The organism is candidate division WOR-3 bacterium, assembly GCA_039804165.1.
Taxonomy (GTDB): domain Bacteria; phylum Hydrothermota; class UBA3072; order UBA3072; family UBA3072; genus JAFGHJ01.
Window position 1 is genome coordinate 21194 of sequence record JBDRZZ010000003.1, and the last position, 22550, is coordinate 43743.

Here is a 22550-nt window from a genome sequence, read left to right on the forward strand (position 1 = left end):
TATGCCTGTTCCTAAGAAAAGATCTTCACGAACTCGGGGAAGAAAGAGGAGAACCCACTGGAAAGTAGAAGAATTGAATTTAGTGGAATGCTCTCACTGTCATTCTCTTACAAGACCCCACCGAGTTTGTCCTAATTGTGGATATTACAAAGGGCGTTTAGTCTTAAAGGGTGCTGAAGAAGCTTAATGAGAATCGCAATTGATGCTATGGGGGGGGATTATGCACCCCGTAAAATTATAGAAGGTGCGATTCTTGCTTATGAAGAGTTAGGGGATTTAATAGAAGTCCAGCTTGTGGGGAATAAAGAAATAATAAAAAAGTTTTCAATTCCTTCTTCTTTCTCAGTAATTCATACCTCTCAGGTTGTAGAGCCTGGGGAACTTCCAATGGAAGCATACAGAAAGAAGAAGGATTCTTCTTTGGCAAAAGCGGTAGAGCTTCAGAAGGAAGGCAAGGCTGATATCACTCTTTCTGCTGGTAATACAGGTGCAGGGGTTGCTTTTTCAATTCTCTCTCTTGGGCGTCTTAAAGGTTTAGATAGGCCTGCCTTGGCTACTTTCTTCCCTACTAAAAAAGGGAAGGTTCTTGTTCTGGATGTTGGAGCAAATTCTATGGTAGATCCAGAAAATCTTAGGGATTTTGGAATTATGGGTTCTATATATCTTGAGAAGGTCTATAATTTAAAGAGCCCTAAGATAGGACTTCTATCAATGGGGAAAGAGGAAACAAAAGGAGGGAGGAGAATTCAGGAAGCAAATGAATTACTTTCCGAAGCTAATATAAATTTCATTGGTAATGTTGAAGGTTATGATATTTTAGAGGGGGAAATAGACGTTGTGGTTTGCGATGGTTTTACTGGAAATGCAATATTAAAATTTGGAGAATCCCTTGTTGATTTTATTGTTTCTGAGATAAAAAAAGCCTCTGCCAAGAATTTGATTGCCTGTTTAGGTGGAATTATGCTTCGCCCTACATTCAAGAAGTTAATGAAAAAGGTAAATTACGAGGAATATGGAGGGGCAATTTTATTGGGAATTAATGGAATAACCATCATATGTCATGGAAGATCTAACGAAAAAGCGATTAAAAATGCAATAATTAAGGGATACAAGTTTTACGACTTAAAGATCAATTCTTTAATTCAAGAAAGCTTAGGGCGATGAAAACAGCTTTGGTTTTTCCTGGCCAGGGAATCCAGAGAGTTGGAATGGGATCAGATTTATATATAGAGTTTCCTTATGCAAGAGAACTTTATGACGAAGCTGATAAGTTATTGGGTTTCTCTTTAAAAAAAATCTCTTTTGAAGGTCCTAAAGAAGAGTTAGATGATACAAAAAATGCTCAGGTTGCAATTCTTTTGAATTCTTATGTTATCTTTTGCCTTATAAAAGACAAGCTTGAATATTCCTGCACCGCAGGACATAGTCTTGGTGAGTATACAGCTCATCTTGTTGCAGGGACTTTTGATTTTCCTACAGCCCTCCATCTTGTTCGCTTTAGAGGAGAATTAATGAGATCCGCAAAGACTGGGACAATGAGTGCAGTGATTGGATTGGAAGCTAGGGAAATAGAGAATGTTATTAAAGAAGTCCCAGGGATCGTAAGAACAGCAAATTTTAACACCCCTTTTCAAACAGTTATTACAGGAGAGATTGAAGCTGTTAGAGAAGCCGAGAAAAGGTTAAAAGAGAAAGGAGCAAAAGTTATTCCTCTTAATGTAAGAGGAGCTTTTCATTCACCTTTAATGAAAGAAATTTCTCTCCCTTTTAAGAAAGTCCTTTCTCGAACAGAAATAAGAAGACCCTCTGTTCCAGTTTATTCTAACGTAACAGCTAATAAGGTCACAGAACCAGAGGAAATATTAGAGACTCTTGGAGACCAAATAGAGAAACCTGTTCTCTGGGTTAACACTCTTCTTAATATGCAAAAAGATGGGGTTGAGCGATTTATAGAGATTGGATGTAAGAGTGTCCTAGCTAAAATGATAAGAGAAACTCTTGACAAAGTTGAAATAATGAGTATTTCTTCTCCAGAAGAAATAAGGAGGTTTATTGAACAATAAAGAGAAAATAGCATTGATTACAGGAGGAAGTTTCGGAATTGGGCAAGCGATAGCTTTGAAGCTTGCTTCTTTAGGGATAAGTTGCGTGATATTTGATATTCAAGAAAATCCCTCCACTATAGAAGAAATAGAAAAGTATAAGTGTAAAGCAATTTTTAAGAAAATAGATATCTCTGATTTTGAAGCTGTAAATTCTGCAGTTTCTGAAATAAATACTTCCTTTGGAGTGATTAATATTCTTATTAATAATGCAGGCATAACTCGTGATAACTTACTTATTAGAATGAAAGAAAGTGATTGGGATGATGTTTTGAGGGTTAATTTAAAGGGTGTTTTCAACTGTACAAAAGCAGTCCTAAGAGGAATGATGAATTTAAGATGGGGTAGGATTATTTCAATTTCTTCGGTTATAGGTATTATGGGTAATGCTGGTCAGGCTAATTATGCTGCTTCGAAAGCTGGGATAATTGGTTTTACAAAATCAATTGCTCGAGAGGTTGGCTCAAGAAATATAACTGTGAATGCAATAGCACCAGGATTCATAAAAACGGAAATGACAAATAGACTCCCCGAAGAGATAAAAAAAGATTATCTTTCCCGAATACCTCTTGGGAGATTTGGTGAGGTTTGGGATGTAAGTAATTTGGTTTCTTTCCTTGTAAGCGAGGAAGCTTCTTACATTACAGGGCAAGTAATTCAGGTCGATGGAGGACTTCTAACTTAAATTTTAAAGAAAGGAGGATTTTATGAATTTAGAAGAAAAAGTAAAAAAGATAATAGTAGAACAGTTAGGAGTTGATGAATCTGAAGTAACGCCTGATGCACGTTTTATAGATGACTTAGGTGCAGATTCCCTTGATACTGTAGAATTGGTTCTTTCTTTTGAGGAAGCTTTTAATATAAGTATTCCTGATGAAGATGCTGAAAAATTGGAGACGGTAGGGAAAGCAATTGAGTATTTGAAAGCTCATATTGGCGAAGGAAAAGAGTAAAGAATAAATGCATCGTGTTGCTGTAACAGGGTTAGGGGTTATCTCCCCTGTGGGGATTGGAATACAAAAATTTTGGGACTCCCTTAAGGAGGGAAGAAGTGGTATTTCAAGGATCACTAAGTTTGATCCCTCTCCTTTTAAATGTCAAATTGCAGGGGAAGTGAAAGATTTCAACCCCGAAGGAAAGTTGGATCCAAAAGAAATTAGAAGGTTTGATCTTTTTACTCAATATGCTCTATATACTGCGATTGAAGCGATTGAAAATAGTGGTTTGGTTCTTGAGGATTTAGATAAAAATAGGGTTGGAGTTATTTATGGCTCTGGTATTGGGGGAGAAAATATATGGGAGGAAGAGCATAAGAAGTTAATAGAGAAAGGTCCAGATAGAATAAGCCCTTTCTTTATCCCTGCTTTAATAATAAATATGGCAGCTGGGTTGATTGCAATGAAATTTGGTTTTAAAGGTGTGAATTATGGGGTTGTTTCTGCTTGTGCATCTTCTGGGCATGCAATTGGAGAGGCTTTTAGAAAGGTTCGCTCTGGAGAGATGGATGTAGTGATCACAGGGGGAAGTGAAGCCCCGATTGGTCCTCTTGCTTTGGCGGGTTTTTCTGCAGCAAGGAGTCTTTCTACAAGAAATGATGACCCCGAAAGAGCCTCAAGACCATTTGATAAGAATAGAGATGGTTTTGTTATGTCTGAAGGAGCAGGAACTTTAGTTCTTGAGAATTTTGAACATGCGAAGAAAAGGGGTGCCTCTATATATGCAGAAATTGTAGGCTATGGGGCTACTGATGATGCTTTCCATATTACTGCTCCTGATGAGACTGGAGGTCCTCAAGCAATGGCTATGGAGAGGGCTCTTGAGGATGGAGGAATTAGAAAAGAAGAGATTGATTATATAAATGCTCATGGGACTTCAACTTTGTTAAATGATAAAACAGAAACGAAAGCTATAAAAAGAGTTTTTGGAGAAAGGGCTTATGAAATAAAAATTTCTTCCACTAAATCGATGGTAGGGCACTTACTTGGAGCAGCTTCAGCCATAGAAGCAATTGCTACCATTCTTAGTTTAAAGGAAGGGATTATCACCCCTACAATTAATTATGAATTTCCTGATGAGGAGTGTGATCTTGATTACACTCCAAATAAAGCTTTTAAAAAAGAGATTAAATATGCCCTTTCTAATTCTTTTGGTTTTGGAGGGCATAATGTAACGCTTGCTTTTAAGAAAGTTGAGGAGTCATAAATGAGAATAATCGTTTGCATTAAGCAGGTTCCAGATCCAGAACAGGCAAAAATGGACGAGAAAACTGGAACAGTTGTCCGCGAAGGCGTGGAACTTATGGTAAATCCTTTTGATCTATATGCTGTGGAGGAAGGGTTAAGGATAAAAGAAAAAATGGGAGGGGAAGTTATTGCAATTTCAATGGGACCTCCTCAGGCTGAAGAAGCATTAAGAGAAGTGATAGGAATGGGAGTTGATGAGGGGATCTTGTTAACCTCCCCTCTTTTTGCAGGGGCTGATACTTGGGCGACTTCTTATACTCTTGCGAAAGCTTGTGAAAAAATAGGGAATTTTGATCTCATAATTTGTGGGAAGCAAGCAATTGATGGAGATACAGCTCAAGTTGGGCCAGGGATTGCAGCTCAACTGAAAATTCCACAAATAACTTTTGTAAGAAAAATAAACGAGATTTCAAAGGAGAGAATTAGAGCAGAGAGACTAGTTGAGGGGGGGTATGAGATTGTTTCTTCCTCTTTGCCTATTTTAATTACTGTAGTAAAAGAAATAAACGAGCCGAGATTACCCACTTTAAGAGGGAGAATAAAAGCAAAAAATGCTGTAATTAAGAGATGGACTCCTGAAGATATTGGAGCAGAAGAAGAAAAGATAGGGACAAAAGGTTCTCCTACTAAGGTGGTTGAAATTTTTACCCCTCTACTTTCGAAAGGTGGAAAGATTTTTTATTCTAACCAGATAGAAGAAGCAGTTTCTGAAATAATAAAGAAACAAAAGGAAATGGGACTAATTTAAGATGGGGATAAAAATTACTAAAGAGAAATGCACTGGTTGTGGAATTTGTTTTAAGGTTTGTAAATATGGTGCTGTTAGGATTATAGAAGACCCTCATTTATTAGAAAACGGGAAAGAAGTTAAAAAACTTGGAATAATTGAGCTTGAGAAATGTACTCTCTGTGGAGAATGCGTAAAACCTTGCCCTACCAGTGCGATCCAAATAGAACGTGAAGCTTCTGAATTTAAAGAAAAAGAAGAATATCGCGATGTTATGATTTTTGCAGAGCAGAGAAGAGATCAACTTGAAAGTGCTGCTTTTGAATTATTAGGGAAAGGGAGAGAGCTTGCAGATAAGCTTGGAGTAAAACTTTATGCACTTCTTGTTGGGGAAAATCCATTTAACAAACCTCAAGAACTAATAAGAGGAGGTGCAGATGTAGTAATTGTTGTATCTCATCCCTCTCTGTTTCATTTTTTGGCAGAGTCTTACACAAATGTTTTAGTGGATGTTATTGAGAAATATAAACCTTCTATATTTCTTGCCCCTTCAACAACCCAAGGGAGATCTCTTCTTTCAAGAGTTGCCTCCATTATTCACACAGGGTTAACAGCGGATTGTACTGGGCTTGATGTTGATTCGGAAGGGAATTTAATTCAAACTCGTCCCGCCTTTGGTGGTTCTATTATGGCGAGGATTTTAACTCCTGAAAAAAGACCTCAAATGGCTACGGTTCGACCTAAAGTGTTTAAACCTCTTTCTCCTGATCCCGAAAGGAAAGGAGAAATTATTGAAGAAAAAATTTCTGAAGAAAAATTAAAAAGTCCTACCATGTTTGAAGAATGGATTGAAGATACTACTTCTAATATTTCGGTAGAAGATGCCGATATAATTATTTCTGGGGGTAGAGGTCTTGGATGCAAGGAGAATTTTAAGCTACTCTTTGAACTTGCAGATCTTTTAGGAGGAGCAGTTGGGGCTTCGAGACCAACAGTGGATGAGGGTTGGATACCATACTCTCATCAGGTTGGACAAACAGGGAAAACAGTTGGCCCTAAAATGTACATTGCTGTGGGGATTAGTGGAGCAATTCAACATCTTGAAGGGATGCGGGGCTCAGACTTTATTGTGGCGATAAACAAAGACCCGGAGGCTCCTATTTTTAAAATCGCAGATATTGGGATTGTAGGAGACCTTTTTGAAGTTCTCCCTGTTTTCAAAGAAAAGCTTAAAGAGGCTTTAAGTGGCTGAAAGAATTAAAGAGAGTTCCATTATAGAAGAGTTAGAAAAATCATATCTTGACTATTCAATGAGTGTTATTGTAGGGAGAGCCCTCCCTGATGTGAGAGATGGGTTAAAACCTGTCCATAGGAGAATTTTATACGCAATGAGAAACCTTGGTCTCTCTTCTACTTCTCCTTTTAAAAAATCAGCTACAGTGGTTGGAGAAGTTCTTGGGAAATATCATCCTCATGGAGATATGGCTGTGTATGACGCTCTTGTCCGAATGGCCCAGGATTTTTCTCTTCGTTATCCTCTAATTGATGGGCAAGGTAATTTTGGTTCCATTGATGGAGATAATGCTGCAGCTTATCGTTATACAGAAGCTAGACTCTCGAAAATAGCAGAACTGATGCTTGAAGATATTGATAAAAACACTGTGGACTTTGTTCCAAATTTTGATGCTTCTCTTTTAGAGCCTACTGTTCTCCCTTCGGCTTTCCCAAATTTATTAGTGAATGGTTCTAGTGGAATAGCTGTTGGGATGGCTACAAATATTCCTCCTCATAATTTAGGAGAAGTTTGTGATGGAGTTATTGCCCTTATTGAGAATCCTGAACTTGAAGTAGCAGATTTAATGAAATGGATCAAAGGGCCTGATTTCCCTACAAGGGGTGTAATAGTTGGGGAGGAAGGGCTAAAGAAAGCTTATAAAACAGGTGAAGGGAAGATTTTGGTTCAGGCAAAGTTTCATGTTGAATTAGAATCTCACGGAAGGGAAAAAATAATAATAACAGAAATTCCTTACCAAATAAATAAGGAAACTTTACTAGAGCAAATTGCTGAAGCTGTTAACAAGGGAAAAATTGATGGAATTGCAGGATTGCGAGATGAGTCAGACCAGAATGGGATTAGAGTTGTTTTACTCTTAAAGAAAAACGCTGATTCTAAGACCGTTTTAAGGAGGCTTTTAAAATACTCTGATTTAAGAAAAACTTTTGGGATAATTCTACTTGCAATAGTTAACGGTGTTCCTAAGAAGTTAAGCTTGAAACAAATGATTCAACTTTATATAGAGCATAGGAGAACTGTTGTTAGAAGGAGATGTGAATTTGATCTTGATAAGGCAGAAAAGAGAGCGCACATTCTTGAGGGTCTTTTAAAGGCTCTTGATAAAATAGATGAAATTATTGAAACGATAAAGAAATCCAAGGATAGAGAAAAGGCAAAAGAAAATTTAATGAGAATGTTTGAGTTTAGTGGAGAGCAGGCGGAAGCCATCTTAGATATGAGACTTGCCCGCTTAACTTCTCTTGAAAGAGATAAACTATTAGAAGAATATGAAGAAAAAATAAAATTAATTGAAAAACTAAAGAGTATTTTGGCTTCTCCTAAAAGATTAGATTTAGAGATAATTGAAGAACTCAAAAAAGTAAAAGAAGAATTTGGAGATCCAAGGAGGACTGAGATAATAGGAGCTGCAGAGGAGCATTCTGAAAGAGATTTTGTAAAAGAAGAAGATGTTGTAATTACTTTTACACATAAAGGTTTTGTAAAAAGGATGCCTTTATACACCTATAGGCAGCAAGGAAGGGGAGGGGTTGGAATAATAGGGGCATCTGTAGGAGATTCAGATTATGTGACTTCTATTTTGGTTGAGTCAACCCATGCTGAGTTGCTACTTTTCACTAATGTAGGGAGATGTTATCCTCTAAAAGCGTATGAAATTCCTGAAGCAGCGCGGCTCTCACGAGGTGTTTCTCTTGCGAGGATGTTAAATCTTGAACCTACTGAGATACCAATGGCTGTTGTAAGTCTTAAGGATGCAGGAGAAGGAGAGAATGTAGTTCTTGTTACAAAAAATGGAGTTATAAAGAAAGTGAAGCTATCTGAGTTTGCTAATGCTCACTCAGGAGGAATAATAGCCCAAAGATTAAGAGAAGGGGATGAGTTATTAACCGCAGAAAGAGTAAGAGAGGGTAACAAGATTTTACTCGCTTCAAGTGATGGGCAAGTAATCAAGTTTGATGAAAGCCTAATAAGAGAAATGGGAAGAGTGGCTCAAGGGGTAACTGGGATGAGTATTAAGGAGGGAGAAAGCGTTGTTTCTTGTGTTATAGCTACTAAGGAGACAAAATATCTTTTCTTTGTTTCGGATGATGGATATGGTAAGAGAGTGGATATTTCAGAGTTTAGAGAAACTAATAGAGGTGGTAAAGGAGTTATGGGTATAAAATTAACAAAAGGGAGGAAGTTACAAAGGATGGTGGGTTTAAAAGGAGAAGAAGATTTAATCATTGTAACTGAAACAGGCAAAATTATAAGAGTTCAATCTAAAGAGATTAGCAAGCAACGTCGCGGAAGTAGGGGAGTTAAGGTTGTCTCTATTAAAGGGGAAGATCGGGTAACAGACGTTGCATTAGTTTCAGAGTGATAAAAGTTTTACATATAGATTTTTATTCAGGTGGTCAAAAAGATGAAAGTCCACGAGAGATATTTACTAATTCTGGCATAATAAAAATTTATAGAGTGATAGAAATAAAATTAGAAGAAGAGGTTTTTTCTAAAAAGAGAAGAAAAATTTTCATTTTTGAAAGTACGAAAGGGGTTTTTTATAAACTTACTGTTTCTGGAGATTCTTTTGAACTTGAAGAATTAAAGTTAAATGAAAAAAGAACTTGAAAAAGAAGAGCTTTTAATTCCTCCTTATGGGGGTAAACTTGTAGATTTGACAACTTTCGGAGAAGAAAGAGAGGAACTTCTTAATAAAGCAAAAACCTTATACTCCATTCAACTCTCTCCTCGTTCTCTTTGTGACCTTGAACTTCTTGCAATAGGAGCTTTTTCCCCTCTTTGTAGATTTATGGGTGAAGAGGATTATTGTATGGTAATTAGAGAAATGAGATTGAAAAATGGAATGATTTTCCCTATCCCCATTACTCTTCCTGTTTCAAATTTTGAAGAAGGTCTCTTGGGGAAAGAAATAGCTCTTAGAGATACCAAAAATGACTTGATAGGAATTATGAAGGTTGAGGAAATATACCCGGCTAAACCTACCGAAGAGGCAAATGAGATTTATGGAACCACAGATGTTAGTCATCCTACAATTGCAGAAATGCGTGGTTGGGGCAAAAACTATGTTTCTGGCCCATTAAAGATTATCAATTTACCAAAACACTATGATTTTAGAGAACTACGTCTTACACCCAGAGAAGTAAGAGAGAGACTTTCTAAGATGGGTTATAAGAATGTAGTGGCGTTTCACACAAGGAATCCAATGCATCGGGGGCATGAAGAAATAACAAAGATGGCAGCGGAAAGAGTTAAAGGAGCTTTGTTGCTTCATCCTGTGGTTGGTTTGACAAAGCCTGGAGATGTAGATTATTATACTCGAGTGAGAACTTATAAAAAAGTTTTTGAGAAATATTATGATAAGAATAAAACAGTTCTTGCTTTAATTCCACTTGCAATGAGATTTGCAGGGCCAAGAGAGGCTTTATGGCATGCAATAATAAGAAGAAATTATGGAGCAAATTATTTCATTGTCGGGAGAGATCACGCAAGCCCCGGAAAAAGAAGTAATGGTGATTATTTCTATAAACCTAATGAAGCCCAGGAATTTGTTAAAAAATACAGCTTTGAAATAGGAGTAGAGGCAATTTCCTTTGATGAAATAGTTTATCTTCCTGAGGAAGATAGTTATCAAGAATTAAGTAATATCCCTCAGAAAAAAAATTTTATAGCAATTTCAGGGACAGAGATAAGAGATGCTCTTTTAAAAGGAGAAGAACTTCCTCCATGGGCTGTCCGTCCAGAAATTGCGGAGATTTTAAAAGAGAGGTATCCTCCAAAACATAAAAGAGGATTTTGTGTTTGGTTTACTGGTCTACCTTCTTCAGGGAAATCTACAATAGCAAGCATTCTTGTTGAATTACTTGCAGAATATGGAAGAGAAGCGACTTTACTTGATGGAGATATTGTTAGGACTCACCTTTCTAAAGGTCTTGGTTTTTCAAGAGAAGATAGAAATACAAATATATTAAGAATTGGTTTTGTAGCTTCGGAAATTGTCCGACATAGAGGTGTTGCTGTTTGTGCAGCTGTTAGCCCTTATAGAGATGTAAGAAATGAGGTTAGGAATATGATAGGAAGAGATAACTTTATAATGGTTTTTGTTGACACTCCTCTTGAAGTATGCGAAAGTAGGGATTCTAAAGGGTTGTATATAAAAGCTCTTAGAGGAGAAATAAAGAATTTTACAGGAGTAGATGATCCATACGAAAGACCAGAGAATCCTGATGTTGTTCTTGAAACTGTGAATAAAACTCCTGAAGAAAATGCCAAGGAAATTGTAGATTATCTTGAAAGGGTAGGTTTTCTTAAAAGATGACGTAAGAAAAAATAAGCTCTTGACGTTTTAAAAAATTTTTATATATTAAAAATTCAAGATGAAAAAGAAAGATTACTTGAGCAAAAAGGTAGAGCACATAGATATAAAGGAATTTAATACAATTCCTATTATTGAGCAATTTGAGAAGATGGCTTTTCAAGCAAGGAATCTGGCAAGAGCTGCTAAGATTTACGACAAAATGCTTTTGGACGAGGATTGCACAATAATATTGTGCCTTGCTGGTTCTCTTTTCAGCGCCGGACTCCGCAAGGTTGTTTATGATATGATAGAGAATAACATGGTTGATCTTATAGTGTCAAGTGGTGCAATTATAGTAGATCAGGATTTCTTTGAAGCGCTTGGTTTTAGACACTATCAAGGCACACCTAGGGTAGATGATGAGGAATTGTTAAAATTAATGATTGACAGAATATATGATACATATATAGATGAAGAGGAACTTAGAGTTTGTGATATGACAATAGCTAAGATAGCTGATGCCTTAGAACCTCTTCCTTATTCTTCAAGAGAGTTTATTAAATTTATGGGACAGTATTTAGAGGAAAGGAACATAGGGCAAGATTCTGTTGTTAGAATAGCTTATCAAAAAGCTCTACCAATTTTTGTCCCCGCTTTTTCTGACTCAAGTGCTGGTTTTGGGCTTGTCTATCACCAATGGAAAAGAGGGAATAAACCAAAGGTTTCTATTGATTCTGCAAAAGATTTCTTAGAACTCACAAAGATAAAAGTGCATTCTAAGGATACAGGACTACTTATGATTGGTGGAGGTGTGCCGAAGAACTTTGCCCAAGATGTTACTGTTGCTAGTGACATTCTTGGGGAAAAAGTCAATATGCATAAATATGCGATTCAAATCACAGTGGCTGATGAGAGAGATGGAGGGCTTTCAGGTTCAACTCTAAAAGAGGCCCATTCTTGGGGAAAGGTGGATGACGATTTTGAACAAATGGTTTTTTCTGAAGCTACAATTGCTTTCCCTTTATTGGTAAGTTATGCTTATCATAAAGGGAGTTGGGAAAATAGAAAAGAGAAAAGACTAAATAATTTACTTGACAAAAAGGAGGGGAAGGTAAAAAAATGACGCCAAAGGAGGTGTTTTATACTAAAGGGGTAGGTGTTCATAAAGATAAACTTGCATCTTTTGAGTTAGCTTTGAGAAACGCAGGAATAGAAAAATGTAATTTAGTAAATGTTTCCAGTATTTTACCACCCAACTGTAGAAGATTGTCAAGAGAAGAGGGACTCAAAAAATTAAAACCCGGAGAAATAACTTTTGTTGTTATGGCAAGAAATGCTACAAATGAGCCAAACAGACTAATTTCTTCCGCTATTGGAGTTGCGATACCAAAAGATAAAAATAATTATGGATACCTAGCAGAACATCACGCTTTTGGAGAGACAGCGAAGAAGAGTGGTGAATATGCAGAGGATCTTGCTGCTTCAATGCTTGCTTCAACTCTTGGTATTCCTTTTGATCCTGATCAGGCTTGGGACGAAAGAAAACAAGTTTATAAGGCAAGTGGGCATATTTTCAAAACTTGGAATATCTGCCAATCTGCTGAAGGGAATAAAGATGGGCTTTGGACCACAGTTCTTGCTGCTGCGGTCTTCATTGTAGATGATTAAAACAGTTCTATATAACTTTGGCGGTCTAAAAGAAAGATACTTGGATTACGAGAAAGCAAAAATTGTTGTCTTACCAGTCCCTTTTGATAAGACGAGTTCTTGGGTGAAAGGGTCTGATAAAGGCCCAAAAGCAATAATTGAAGCCTCTATGAATATGGAACTTTATGATATAGAGACTGATTCAGAAGTTTATAAACAGGGAATATTTACCGCAGAGGAAATCATTACTTTAGACTCTCAGGAGATGATAAATAGTGTATATAATAAGGTGAAAGAACTTTTGAAGGATAAAAAATTTGTAGTAGTTCTTGGGGGAGAGCATACAGTGGCTCTCCCTTCAATAAAAGCGCACAATGAAGTCTATGAAAATCTTACGATTCTTTATTTGGATGCACATTCTGACGCAAGAGAATCGTATCTTGGTAATAAGTATAGTCATGCGTGTGTAATAGCAAGAATAAAAGAGATAACAGATAAGTTTGTTTTGGTAGGGGTAAGAAGTATGAGTTCCTCCGAAATAGATAAAGTAAATAAAGATAAAATTTTTTTTGCAGAGGATATCCACAACACTACTAACTGGATGAAAGAAGTAATTGGAAAGCTTACAAGAAATGTTTATATTTCTATAGACTTGGATGTTTTTGATCCTTCTGTCTTGCCTTCTACAGGAACACCAGAACCTGGAGGATTAGACTGGTATACTGTGATGAAGTTTTTAAAAGAGGTATGTGGGAATAAAAATATTGTGGGTTTTGATGTGGTTGAACTTTGTCCTAATCAAAATAAAGCTTCTGATTTCGTTGCAGCAAAGTTAATATATAAACTTCTGAGCTATAAGTTCTGTAAAGTTTAAGGAAGTCTTACTTCTAAAAAGCTGATTCTTAATTTCTTATTAAAGGGTTTTAAGAAATTCTTTAAGAGCTCCTTTCTCTTGACAGTTTAAAATTGGATGGATATATTTTTCAATAAAGATAATTTTTTTGCGGAAGTGGCGGAACTGGTAGACGCGCTGGATTCAGGGTCCAGTGGTTTTTTACCGTAGGGGTTCGAATCCCCTCTTCCGCATTTTAAATTGATTTCTCGCAAAAATGAAAAAGATTAGGAGAAAAATAGAAATTAGAGGTATTGTCCAAGGGGTTGGCTTTCGCCCTGCTGTATATAGGCTTGCAAAAAAGCATAATATAAAAGGGATTATTTTTAATAATACTAAAGGAGTTGTGTTAGATTTGGAAGCTTCCTCAGAAGAGCTTAATGCTTTCTTGAAAGATCTTAGAAGAAATCCTCCTCCTCTTTCAAGAATAGATAGCGTTAGCTTTGAAGAACTTCCATTAAAAAAATACTTAGACTTTGAAATAATAGAGAGTAAAGAAGAGGAAGAAAAAATCACTTTGGTTTCCCCTGATATTGCTATTTGTAATGATTGCGAAAGAGAAATTCTTGATCCCAAGGATAGAAGGTATTTATATCCTTTTATAAATTGCACAAACTGTGGACCTCGTTTTACAATAACAAAAAGTCTTCCCTATGATAGAAAAAATACAACCATGAATAAATTCAAAATGTGTGAAAGATGTGAAGAGGAATACAATGACCCTGAGGATAGAAGATTTCACGCTCAACCAAATGCCTGTGGGGATTGTGGACCCTCTCTTAAGCTTCTTATGTCTAATGGAGAAGAAATAAAAGAAGACCCTATCTCTAAAACAATAGAACTTTTGAGAGAAGGTAAAATTGTGGCAATTAAAGGGCTTGGAGGATTTCATCTTGCATGTAATGCTAAAGATAAAAAAGCGATTAAGATTTTGAGGGAGAGAAAAAGAAGACCATATAAACCTTTTGCTCTAATGGCAAAAGATATCTGCATTATAGAAAAATTTGCTTTTGTTTCTAATATAGAAAAAGAGCTATTAGAGAGTCCTGAGGCTCCTATTGTTCTCCTTAAAAAGAAAGAAAACTCTTTATTGCCAGAAGAAATAGCTCCCTTAAATAATTTTCTTGGTTTTATGCTCCCCTACACTCCTTTGCATTTTATTCTTTTTCAAAAGTCTCCTCTTATGGAAGTTCTTGTAATGACCTCAGGTAATAAGGAAGATGAACCAATAGCTTTTGATAACGAGGAAGCAATTAAAAGGCTTAGAGATATTGCAGATTATTTTCTTATCCATAATAGGGATATATGGATTCAGGTAGATGATTCAATTTGTAAGGTGATTGAGAAGGAACCTCTTATAATACGACGCTCAAGAGGTTATGCTCCAGCTCCTATTAAAAGCCCTTTTGAAAGCAAAAAAAGAATTATTGGTTTTGGAGCACATAAGCATAATACCTTTTCTATTTCAAGAGGAGATGAAATTTTTATAAGTCATTATGTAGGAGAGACAGATAATGTTGAAACAATAAAAGCATTTGAAAGAGGTATTAATCATTTTATTGATTTTTTTGATCTTCAACCGGATGTGGCAGTTGTGGATCTTCATCCTAATTATGAAGCTACAAAATTTGGTAGAAAATGGGCAGAAGAAAACAAAAAACCCATAATAGAGGTTCAACATCACCACGCTCATATTGCTTCTTGCCTTTTAGATAATAAAGTCCAAGAAAAAGTAATTGGAATTGCTTGGGATGGGACAGGATATGGAACAGATGGAAAAATTTGGGGGGGAGAATTTTTGATAGCAGATTTTACTTCTTATGAAAGGAGAGCTCATTTGAAATATATCCCTCTTCCGGGTGGAGAATTTGCAATAAAAGAACCTTGGAGGATGGGAGTTACTTATTTATATAAAACTTTTGGTGATGATTTCTTCAATTTAAATATAGAATTTGTAAAAAAGCTTGATAGAGAAAAGTGCAGATTTATAAAAAAGATGATCGATAGAAAATTAAATACCCCTGAGACTTCTTCTATTGGAAGATTGTTTGACGCTGTTTCGGCAATAATAGGGATAAGAGATTTTATCACTTATCAAGGGCAGGCAGCAATTGAGCTTGAGATGATTGCTAATGAGGAAGAGGAAAACGAATATGCAATCAATATAGAAAAAGAAGGGAATTTTTATATAATAGATCCATTGCCCATTATAAGGGGGATTGTAGAAGACATTATTAGAAAAATATCCCCAAATTTAATTTCTTCAAGATTCCATCAAAGTTTAGTAAAAATGATTTTGAAGGTTTCTATTTTACTTAGAGAAGAAACTGGCATAAATAAAGTATGTCTTTCTGGTGGAGTTTTTCAAAACACGGTCTTAAGAGGAAGAGTAACTAAAGAATTAAAGAGAGAAGGATTTGAAGTTTTTAATCACCGGGAAATACCCCCAAATGACGGCGGAATTTCTTCAGGGCAGGCAATAATTGGGATGAAACTTTTTTCTTGAAAATTTTTATATATGTTTGAGAATGAAACTAATATTGATTTAAAAATTTTATACGCGACAGATTTACATGGGGATGAAAGGAAATATAACAACTTAAGAGAAATTGCCCTTCGAGAAGATGTGGATGTAATAGTTAATGGAGGGGATCTTTATCCCGGTGTATCAAAAGAGAAGCAAAAAGAGTTTATTAATAGATTTTTAAGAAGTTATATTGGATTCTTAAACAGAAAGAATATCTATTATCTTGCTCTTCCAGGGAATTATGATTTAAAATCTTTAGATTATTTATTTGATAAGATATGTGATGAATTTAACTTTGCTTTGAATATTAATTCTAAGAAAATAAAAATTAAAGGATACGATTTTATAGGGATGAACCTTGTATCTGACTATCCCTTTAGGCTTAAAGATAGATGCAGAATGGATACGAAGTCGTTTGAGTTTCCCCCTCAACATGGTGGAGCCATTTTTTCTACAGAAGAAGATTTTAGAGAAATGAGTTCGGAAGATTGGTTTAGATATGCTAAAGAGATTCCTTCTTTAGAAGAAGAGTTGGAGAACTTACCTAAAGGAGATGATCCTCTTAAGACAATTTATGTGATTCATATGCCCCCAGCAAACCTCGGATTAGATGTTTGTCATAACAATCTAAAGGTAGGTTCTATTGCAATATATGAGTTTTTAAAGAAAAAACAACCTATTCTTAGCTTACATGGTCATATTCATGAGTCTCCAGAGATTTCTGGGATATGGAAAGCTAAACTTGGAAGAACTACTTGCATTCAACCCGGACAAGGGAAGAAATTGATTTATGTGGTAATTACTTTTGGGGGTCTTGGGTTAGAGATTAGGAAAGAAGAAGTCTGATTAATTAAGAGCCTTCACTACAAATTAATTTATATGGGCAAAAGTTACAGTGTTCTTGAGGAACTGGATAAAATGGAATCTTAGGGTTTGTAATTTCACAAAGAGTTATTTGTAAGGCTTTGAGATAAAAATTCATATCTTCTGAGAAAAAGAGAATTTCTTCTCTTGGTTTTCTTATGTTTAATATTTTGGCTTGAATTTTTTCGATTGGAATTTTGCTAAATTTTGAATAAAGATAAACATAAATTGGTAACTGAAAACTTTCTATATTTTTTCTAATATCTTTCATATTTTCAATTAGTTCATTCTCTTTAAGTCGCTTTATTTTCTTTGATTCTCCTGTTTTGTAATCTATTATGTATAATCTATCCTCTATTTCTTCAACTCTGTCAATTCTCCCTTCTAATCTAAAAGTTTCTCCTTTTAGATTTAAATTCCCTTTTATCTTTTTTTCTAATTCTCTTATATATATATTAGAGAGAGTAGAACGTTCTATTTCGTATTCTAAGAATTTCTTTAAAGTGCTTTTTATAATATCGCCCAAGAGGATTTGTCCTCCTCCTTCCTTAAAAGTTCCTTTTATCTTTTGCTCTAAATTAGTTATGAAATCTTTTGCATTAAGAGAAAGCTTTTGCCCGAGAAATTTTGTATAATACTCTCTTAAAAAGCTATGAATGAACTTTCCAATAACATTTTTTTCTATCTCTTCTTCCACTTCAAGAGCTTCCTCAAGTTCAAGAATAAATCTATAATAAAACTGAAGAGGACATCTAAGATAAACATCAACATTTGTAGGAGAGTATTCTATATTCTTTAGCTTTTTTAAAATTTTCTCATTCTTCTCAATGTTTCTAATTTTTTTGGTTTCTAAAGGGTGTAACTTAAAGATTCTGTTAAAATGATTTATTGTTTTTTTCTCTTTTTCTTTCTCCCAAACGAGTTTTTCTATAAATCTTGATTTAATATTTCTATCTACATCTCTAAGTTTTCCTTCTTTATAAATTAGGTGAACCTCTTTGCCCCAGGCAATTAATCTAAAAAAATTATGAGCATAAATGGATTCACTTTCTCTATAATCGGGTAGCCCCACAATTTTTCTAAATCCAGGGGGAAGGATTGGATCATATTTGTTTACTTCTGGTAAAATACCCTCATTCACATCAAGAATTATTATTTGATCAAAATTAAGGTTTCTTGTTTCAAGCATTCCCATAATCTGAACTCCCTTAAGAGGCTCTCCTTTAAATGGAATCTTTAAAGGAAGGAGATAATTTTCAAAAAATGTGGTAGCATCATAACTATTTTTGAAATTAATCTCGGAGAATATGGAATTTTTTATTTCGTTGAGCTTCTCATATAGAGTTCCTATATACTGGTCATTAAGAGGATGTTTCTTTATACTCGATCTAATGTAAAGAAAAGAGATTAGATTGAGTAAATTTATGGAAATTTCTTTCACAGAATAAATGTTAGAGAATGCTTCAATTGAAAGAAAATGTATTTTTTCAAGATCAGCCATAGTTTCTTTTATTTTGCTTTCGTCATCTAAATATTTTTTAACCTCTTCAAAGACAATCAAATTTTTTATTTCTTCTAGAGTAAAGAAATTTTTTAATTTTTCTCTATTTTCTATAGTCAATTTATTCTTGAGATAGTTGATTAGAACACTAAGAACCTCCTCTCCATTTTTACTTATGATTGTTTTAATCCATGGATGTTGAATTAAATTAAGATAGTCCTTAATATAATAAAGATTTTCCCCTTTTTCTTTCTTTTTTGTCTTTTGCAATGAGAAAACAATTTTCAGAAGAGCAAAGAGAGCCGTTCTTTTTAAAGGGTATCCCATCGTAATATTGAATATGGAAGAGGAAGGTTGAACTAATTCAGAGATAAGAGGAATAAGAGAATTAGAATTTGGAAGAACTATTGCTACATTTTTATCTTTTCCCTTGAAGTTAGAAAAAATCTCACAAGCTGCCATAACTTCTGTGTGAGTGTCGAAACATTTATGGAAAAATATCTCGGGTTCTTTTTTCCTTTCGTTTTTTAATTCTATTGGATTGATTCCCCAAGCTTTTATCCACTTAGAGTGAAAATAGGAAGGAGAAGAAATTGGTATTTCTTCTTTTATTTCTTCCGATTGAATTATTATATCTGCCTTATTCTGTAAAAATAGAAATTTCATCATTTCTTCTTCAGATTTTGTTATAGCATAAAATCCTGCGAATATAACTTTTTTAAAAGGAATTAATTCGGATAGAGTCTCAATATTTTCCGAAACCCAGCGAAAGACTTCTCCTCTAAAAGTTAAGTTATTGTTTCTTAAAAGCTTATAAAAATTACTTTTAATAATTTTAAAGTATTTCCAAAATTCCTTTGCCCAATCCAAAAAGCTCTCTTCATAAGTCGCTAATGGTTTTATTTCCTTTTCTGAAACCTTCTGGATTTCCATTTCTTCTAAGGCATTAAGTAAACTTCTCCCCCAATAGATATAATTGCTTATAGACCTTGTCATTTTAATAAGAGGATTTCTTTCTTCTATGCTGCTTTCTATAATTGCTTTATATAAAAGATAGATAAGATCAAATTCCCCAGGGATCTTTTCTTCCCTTTTAAGGCTGAAAAGATATTGCATCCATTCTTCTATTGAAAAACGAGTAGGAGGAAGGAATGCTTTCTTTATTTTTCTTTTTAAATAATCGAGAAGAAAATGGGAAGGTCTTATACCTGGGAATACTACACATAAAGAGGAGAGATCATTATTATTTTCTTCATATAGATAATCTCCCAAACATTTAATGAAATTTTCATAGAATGGAATTATTAGAAACTTACCCAAATTCAAGAATCTCCTTAGAGTTAATATTAATTATGTAGGTTTTTAATTCTTTTCCTGGGAAAAAATTAAATAGAGCTCTTTTGTATTTATTTAATTGTTTCTCCCATTCAGGATAAGTCTCTTCTTCTCCGGTCTTAAAGTCAATAATATCAACTTCCTTTTCTTTAACTATAACCCTATCGAGTCTATATAATTCTCCTTCTTGGGAAATTACTTCTTTTTCTCTCCATACTTTAAGTCCTGGTAAAAACCATTTTTTTATTTCCTCTTTCTCAAATAAATTTTTTATAATGGATTTTAATTCTTTTTTGAGAAAAAAATTTTCTTCTTTTATATTGAATTCATTTAGAGACCGATTAATTATGAAGTCAATTTCTTTTAAGTCATTTAAGTCCACTATGTAAAAAAGAATTTTATGAATAAGTTCTCCTTTCTTTATTGCTTTTTTCTTTTCCTCGTCTAATAGATAATGAATATCTTTCTTCTTTAAGATTAATCTATGAGCGAAGTGCTCCACACTTTCTTTGGCTCTTAACTCCATTTTTAACTCTAAGTCCTTAAAAATTGATTCTCTTTCTTCTTTCAAAGAAATTTTTCTTTCAGCTTCTCCCTTTTTGTATAAATCTTCGGTTAAATACCCTTCCAAAGCTTCTTTCCAGAGGGAAGAATAACCTCTTGGGGTTTCACTTAAAAAGACATATAGTTCATCTTTTGCTCTAGAGAGTCCTACATAAAGATTATTAATTTCCTCAAAGACCCAATTTTCTTTTTTTTCTTTAATTTTTCTTTTGATTCTTTCTTTTAATTCTTTATTATATTCAGGAAAGATCTCGTTTTTGATTCTAATAATTCGTTTAATTCCTTTATATTCTATAACAACTTCATTCTTATCTTTATTTTGGGGAATTGAAGTAAAGGGTAGAATCACAATTGGGAACTCAAGCCCTTTTGCAGAATGAATTGTCATTATTTTTATGGCTTCTGTAGCTTCTGGTAATAGAATAGAGGGAGGAAAGGCTGAGTTATTTGCTCTATCCCATTCTTTAAAGAATCCTTCTATGGATGTTATGGATTTCTCTTCAAGTTGGTGAATAAACTCAAGAAAGGCTTCAAGGAAAATTATTTCCTTTGGGCAATAAAGAGGAATTTCAAAAATGCGGATTATATCAGTTACAAGGTCATAGATTGGTAAGAATCCAACGCTTCTAAAAAGAACATCAATATATTCTGACCATATTTTTGGGAAAGCCTTTCTAAATTGAATATAGTAAGGGACTCCAATAGGAATTTCTTCTACAAATTGGATTATATTTTTCTCTTCTAAGTTTGTTTTTTTAGAGAAAAAGGGACTTAAAAGAAATCCGAGGAAAGAAGAATTATTAAGAGGGTGATTAAGGAAGCTAAGAACGGATAATAATCCTTTGATAACTGGATTACTAATAAGATAAAGAGTTTCGTTAGAGATGACAGGATAACCTTTCCCACACAACCATTCTGTAATTTTCTTTCCATCCGCGTTTTTCCTTACCAAAATTGTAATATCACCTTCTTTATATCCTCTTTTTAAAATATCTTCTATTGTTTTTTCTAATTCTTGATTTAATGAAGAGAAAATACTTTCTATATTTTTTTCTTTAGAATAAACTCTTTTAATTAATACAAATCCTTTGGGAAGTTTTCCTTTCTTTTCTTTGGGGAAAGATTGCCTTACGGCCTCTAAATAAAACTTTCTTTTTTCTCCCATATCTTCTTTGATTTTCTCTGGAAGACTTGAAAAAACCTCTCCTAAGAACTCAACTATTACAGGGGCACTTCTATAGTTTTTATCAATATATTGGGAATCTTTCTCTTTTTCACCTACCGGTCTAAATGCCCCTAAGGCTTCATCAAAAAGCTTTACATCTCCGCCTCTCCACTGATAGATGGCTTGTTTTGGATCCCCTACATAGAAAAAAGAACCTCCCTCTGAAAGAGCGTTTTCTATTAAAGGGAGAAGATTTTGCCATTGATCTTTACTTGTGTCTTGGAATTCATCAATGAGATAATGAAGAAAATTTTCTCCAATTCTATAGAAAATAAAAGGGACACTAAGATCCTTAAAAAGAACTTTTAGCTCTTTATTTATGTCCTCAATAAATCTCACTCTTTGCCTTTCTTTAATATCTTCCAAGAATTCCTTGTATGCTTTATAGACTTCAGCCTGATAGCTATAATCTCTCATTAGTCTTAATTCATAAAACTTAAAGGCAGATCTTCTTATCTCTAAAAGAAGAGAATAAAGTTCATAAGACTCCTCTTTGAGTTTAAAATCCTTCCTTAAATAAGAGCTTTCAAGTAAGGAATCAATCTCTCTATTATTTGTGACTTTTTCCAGAATTTTTAAAAATTTTTGATTTATGGTTTTAGAGGAGAGAGGATGTTTAAGGATCTCTTCCGCAAGTTTTATTACTTTTTTAAAATAAATAATTATCCTTTCATCAAGTTTGGAAAGATGTCCCTTTTCCTCTTTAAAAGATATATCTTCAATTCTCTCGTAGTTTTCAATTTTATCCATTCCTTCCCTAATAATTTTATGAAAATCCCAATTAATTTTCCCCCCAAATTCGATTCTGTTTATAATGAAATTAGTCAATATAGCCCTTAAAGCTTCATTTTCCTCTATTGAATGAATAAGGTAAGACACTGCAAGATCCTTATAATGATCAGAATCCATTAAAAGTTCTCCTTCTGGGTTTATCCCAAGTTCAACAGAGAAAGCTTTAACTAAGCTATTAATAAAAGAGTCAATAGTTCTAACATGAAAATCGCTGTAGTTATTAAGGATATAGTCTACTAAAACAGAAGAGTGCTTATTACCTAATAAAGCTTCTTCTTTAAGGAGGTTTAAAATTCTTTCTTTCATCTCTGTGGCTGCCTTATTAGTAAATGTTATGGCGAGGGTTCTTTTTAGATTTTCTTTTTGTTCGTTCAGCAAATTTTTATACCTTAAGGAAAGGAGATAGGTTTTGCCTCCACCAGCCGAAGAGAGAATACGTATTAATTGTGTTCTTTTATCCATTTTTAAGACAAAAATTAAAAAATTATTTTTATAAAAATTCTATTCTTGAACCTTTTTAATTATAAGGTTATAGAAAAT

At 34.3% G+C, this 22550-nt stretch carries 18 protein-coding genes and 1 tRNA gene; 17 read left to right on the plus strand and 2 right to left on the minus strand.

The window, feature by feature from the left end:
- Position 1 precedes the first annotated feature (1 nt).
- The 17 genes from rpmF (at position 2) to ABIN61_02130 (ending at position 16575) form a co-directional block, all read left to right on the plus strand.
- Entirely contained in the window at positions 2 to 187 is a 186-nt protein-coding gene (rpmF, locus tag ABIN61_02050; protein ID MEO0292987.1) for a 50S ribosomal protein L32, read from the plus strand.
- Positions 187 to 1164, plus strand: coding sequence for a phosphate acyltransferase PlsX (gene plsX, locus ABIN61_02055; GenBank protein ID MEO0292988.1), 978 nt, complete (start codon positions 187 to 189; stop codon positions 1162 to 1164). Before rpmF ends, plsX begins: the two co-directional genes overlap by 1 nt.
- A complete protein-coding gene (gene fabD / locus ABIN61_02060) occupies positions 1161 to 2063 on the plus strand; it encodes an ACP S-malonyltransferase (GenBank protein MEO0292989.1) in 903 nt (300 codons plus the stop codon). Before plsX ends, fabD begins: the two co-directional genes overlap by 4 nt.
- A complete protein-coding gene (gene fabG, locus ABIN61_02065; protein ID MEO0292990.1) occupies positions 2053 to 2787 on the plus strand; it encodes a 3-oxoacyl-[acyl-carrier-protein] reductase in 735 nt (244 codons plus the stop codon). Before fabD ends, fabG begins: the two co-directional genes overlap by 11 nt.
- A gap of 22 nt (positions 2788 to 2809) precedes the next feature.
- Positions 2810 to 3055 (plus strand): acyl carrier protein, encoded by a 246-nt coding sequence (gene acpP, locus ABIN61_02070; protein ID MEO0292991.1) that lies wholly within the window; start codon positions 2810 to 2812, stop codon positions 3053 to 3055.
- A gap of 7 nt (positions 3056 to 3062) precedes the next feature.
- Complete coding sequence (gene fabF, locus ABIN61_02075; GenBank protein ID MEO0292992.1) at positions 3063 to 4304, plus strand: beta-ketoacyl-ACP synthase II; 1242 nt, start codon at positions 3063 to 3065, stop codon at positions 4302 to 4304.
- Positions 4305 to 5093 (plus strand): electron transfer flavoprotein subunit beta/FixA family protein, encoded by a 789-nt coding sequence (locus ABIN61_02080; protein ID MEO0292993.1) that lies wholly within the window; start codon positions 4305 to 4307, stop codon positions 5091 to 5093.
- A gap of 1 nt (position 5094) precedes the next feature.
- Positions 5095 to 6324 carry an electron transfer flavoprotein subunit alpha gene (locus tag ABIN61_02085; GenBank protein ID MEO0292994.1) on the plus strand — a complete coding sequence of 410 codons (1230 nt, stop codon included), beginning with the start codon at positions 5095 to 5097 and terminating at the stop codon, positions 6322 to 6324.
- Complete coding sequence (gyrA, locus tag ABIN61_02090; protein ID MEO0292995.1) at positions 6317 to 8728, plus strand: DNA gyrase subunit A; 2412 nt, start codon at positions 6317 to 6319, stop codon at positions 8726 to 8728. The genes ABIN61_02085 and gyrA overlap by 8 nt, the downstream gene beginning before the upstream one ends.
- Positions 8725 to 8976 carry a hypothetical protein gene (locus ABIN61_02095; protein MEO0292996.1) on the plus strand — a complete coding sequence of 84 codons (252 nt, stop codon included), beginning with the start codon at positions 8725 to 8727 and terminating at the stop codon, positions 8974 to 8976. Before gyrA ends, ABIN61_02095 begins: the two co-directional genes overlap by 4 nt.
- Complete coding sequence (locus ABIN61_02100) at positions 8960 to 10684, plus strand: bifunctional sulfate adenylyltransferase/adenylylsulfate kinase (protein MEO0292997.1); 1725 nt, start codon at positions 8960 to 8962, stop codon at positions 10682 to 10684. Before ABIN61_02095 ends, ABIN61_02100 begins: the two co-directional genes overlap by 17 nt.
- A gap of 58 nt (positions 10685 to 10742) precedes the next feature.
- A complete protein-coding gene (locus ABIN61_02105; protein MEO0292998.1) occupies positions 10743 to 11786 on the plus strand; it encodes a deoxyhypusine synthase in 1044 nt (347 codons plus the stop codon).
- Positions 11783 to 12331 (plus strand): arginine decarboxylase, pyruvoyl-dependent, encoded by a 549-nt coding sequence (locus tag ABIN61_02110; GenBank protein ID MEO0292999.1) that lies wholly within the window; start codon positions 11783 to 11785, stop codon positions 12329 to 12331. Before ABIN61_02105 ends, ABIN61_02110 begins: the two co-directional genes overlap by 4 nt.
- Entirely contained in the window at positions 12324 to 13184 is an 861-nt protein-coding gene (speB, locus tag ABIN61_02115; GenBank protein ID MEO0293000.1) for an agmatinase, read from the plus strand. The genes ABIN61_02110 and speB overlap by 8 nt, the downstream gene beginning before the upstream one ends.
- A 129-nt stretch (positions 13185 to 13313) precedes the next feature.
- Positions 13314 to 13396 (plus strand) — tRNA-Leu (locus ABIN61_02120).
- A gap of 23 nt (positions 13397 to 13419) precedes the next feature.
- On the plus strand, positions 13420 to 15708 hold the full coding sequence (hypF, locus tag ABIN61_02125) for a carbamoyltransferase HypF (protein ID MEO0293001.1): 2289 nt from the start codon (positions 13420 to 13422) through the stop codon (positions 15706 to 15708).
- A 12-nt stretch (positions 15709 to 15720) separates the two neighbouring features.
- Positions 15721 to 16575 carry a metallophosphoesterase gene (locus ABIN61_02130; protein MEO0293002.1) on the plus strand — a complete coding sequence of 285 codons (855 nt, stop codon included), beginning with the start codon at positions 15721 to 15723 and terminating at the stop codon, positions 16573 to 16575.
- A 4-nt stretch (positions 16576 to 16579) separates the two neighbouring features.
- Here the strand turns inward: ABIN61_02130 and ABIN61_02135 are convergent, their stop codons facing one another.
- Positions 16580 to 19414 (minus strand): PD-(D/E)XK nuclease family protein, encoded by a 2835-nt coding sequence (locus ABIN61_02135; protein MEO0293003.1) that lies wholly within the window; start codon positions 19412 to 19414, stop codon positions 16580 to 16582.
- Positions 19407 to 22472 (minus strand): UvrD-helicase domain-containing protein, encoded by a 3066-nt coding sequence (locus ABIN61_02140; protein ID MEO0293004.1) that lies wholly within the window; start codon positions 22470 to 22472, stop codon positions 19407 to 19409. Before ABIN61_02140 ends, ABIN61_02135 begins: the two co-directional genes overlap by 8 nt.
- Positions 22473 to 22550 lie beyond the last annotated feature (78 nt).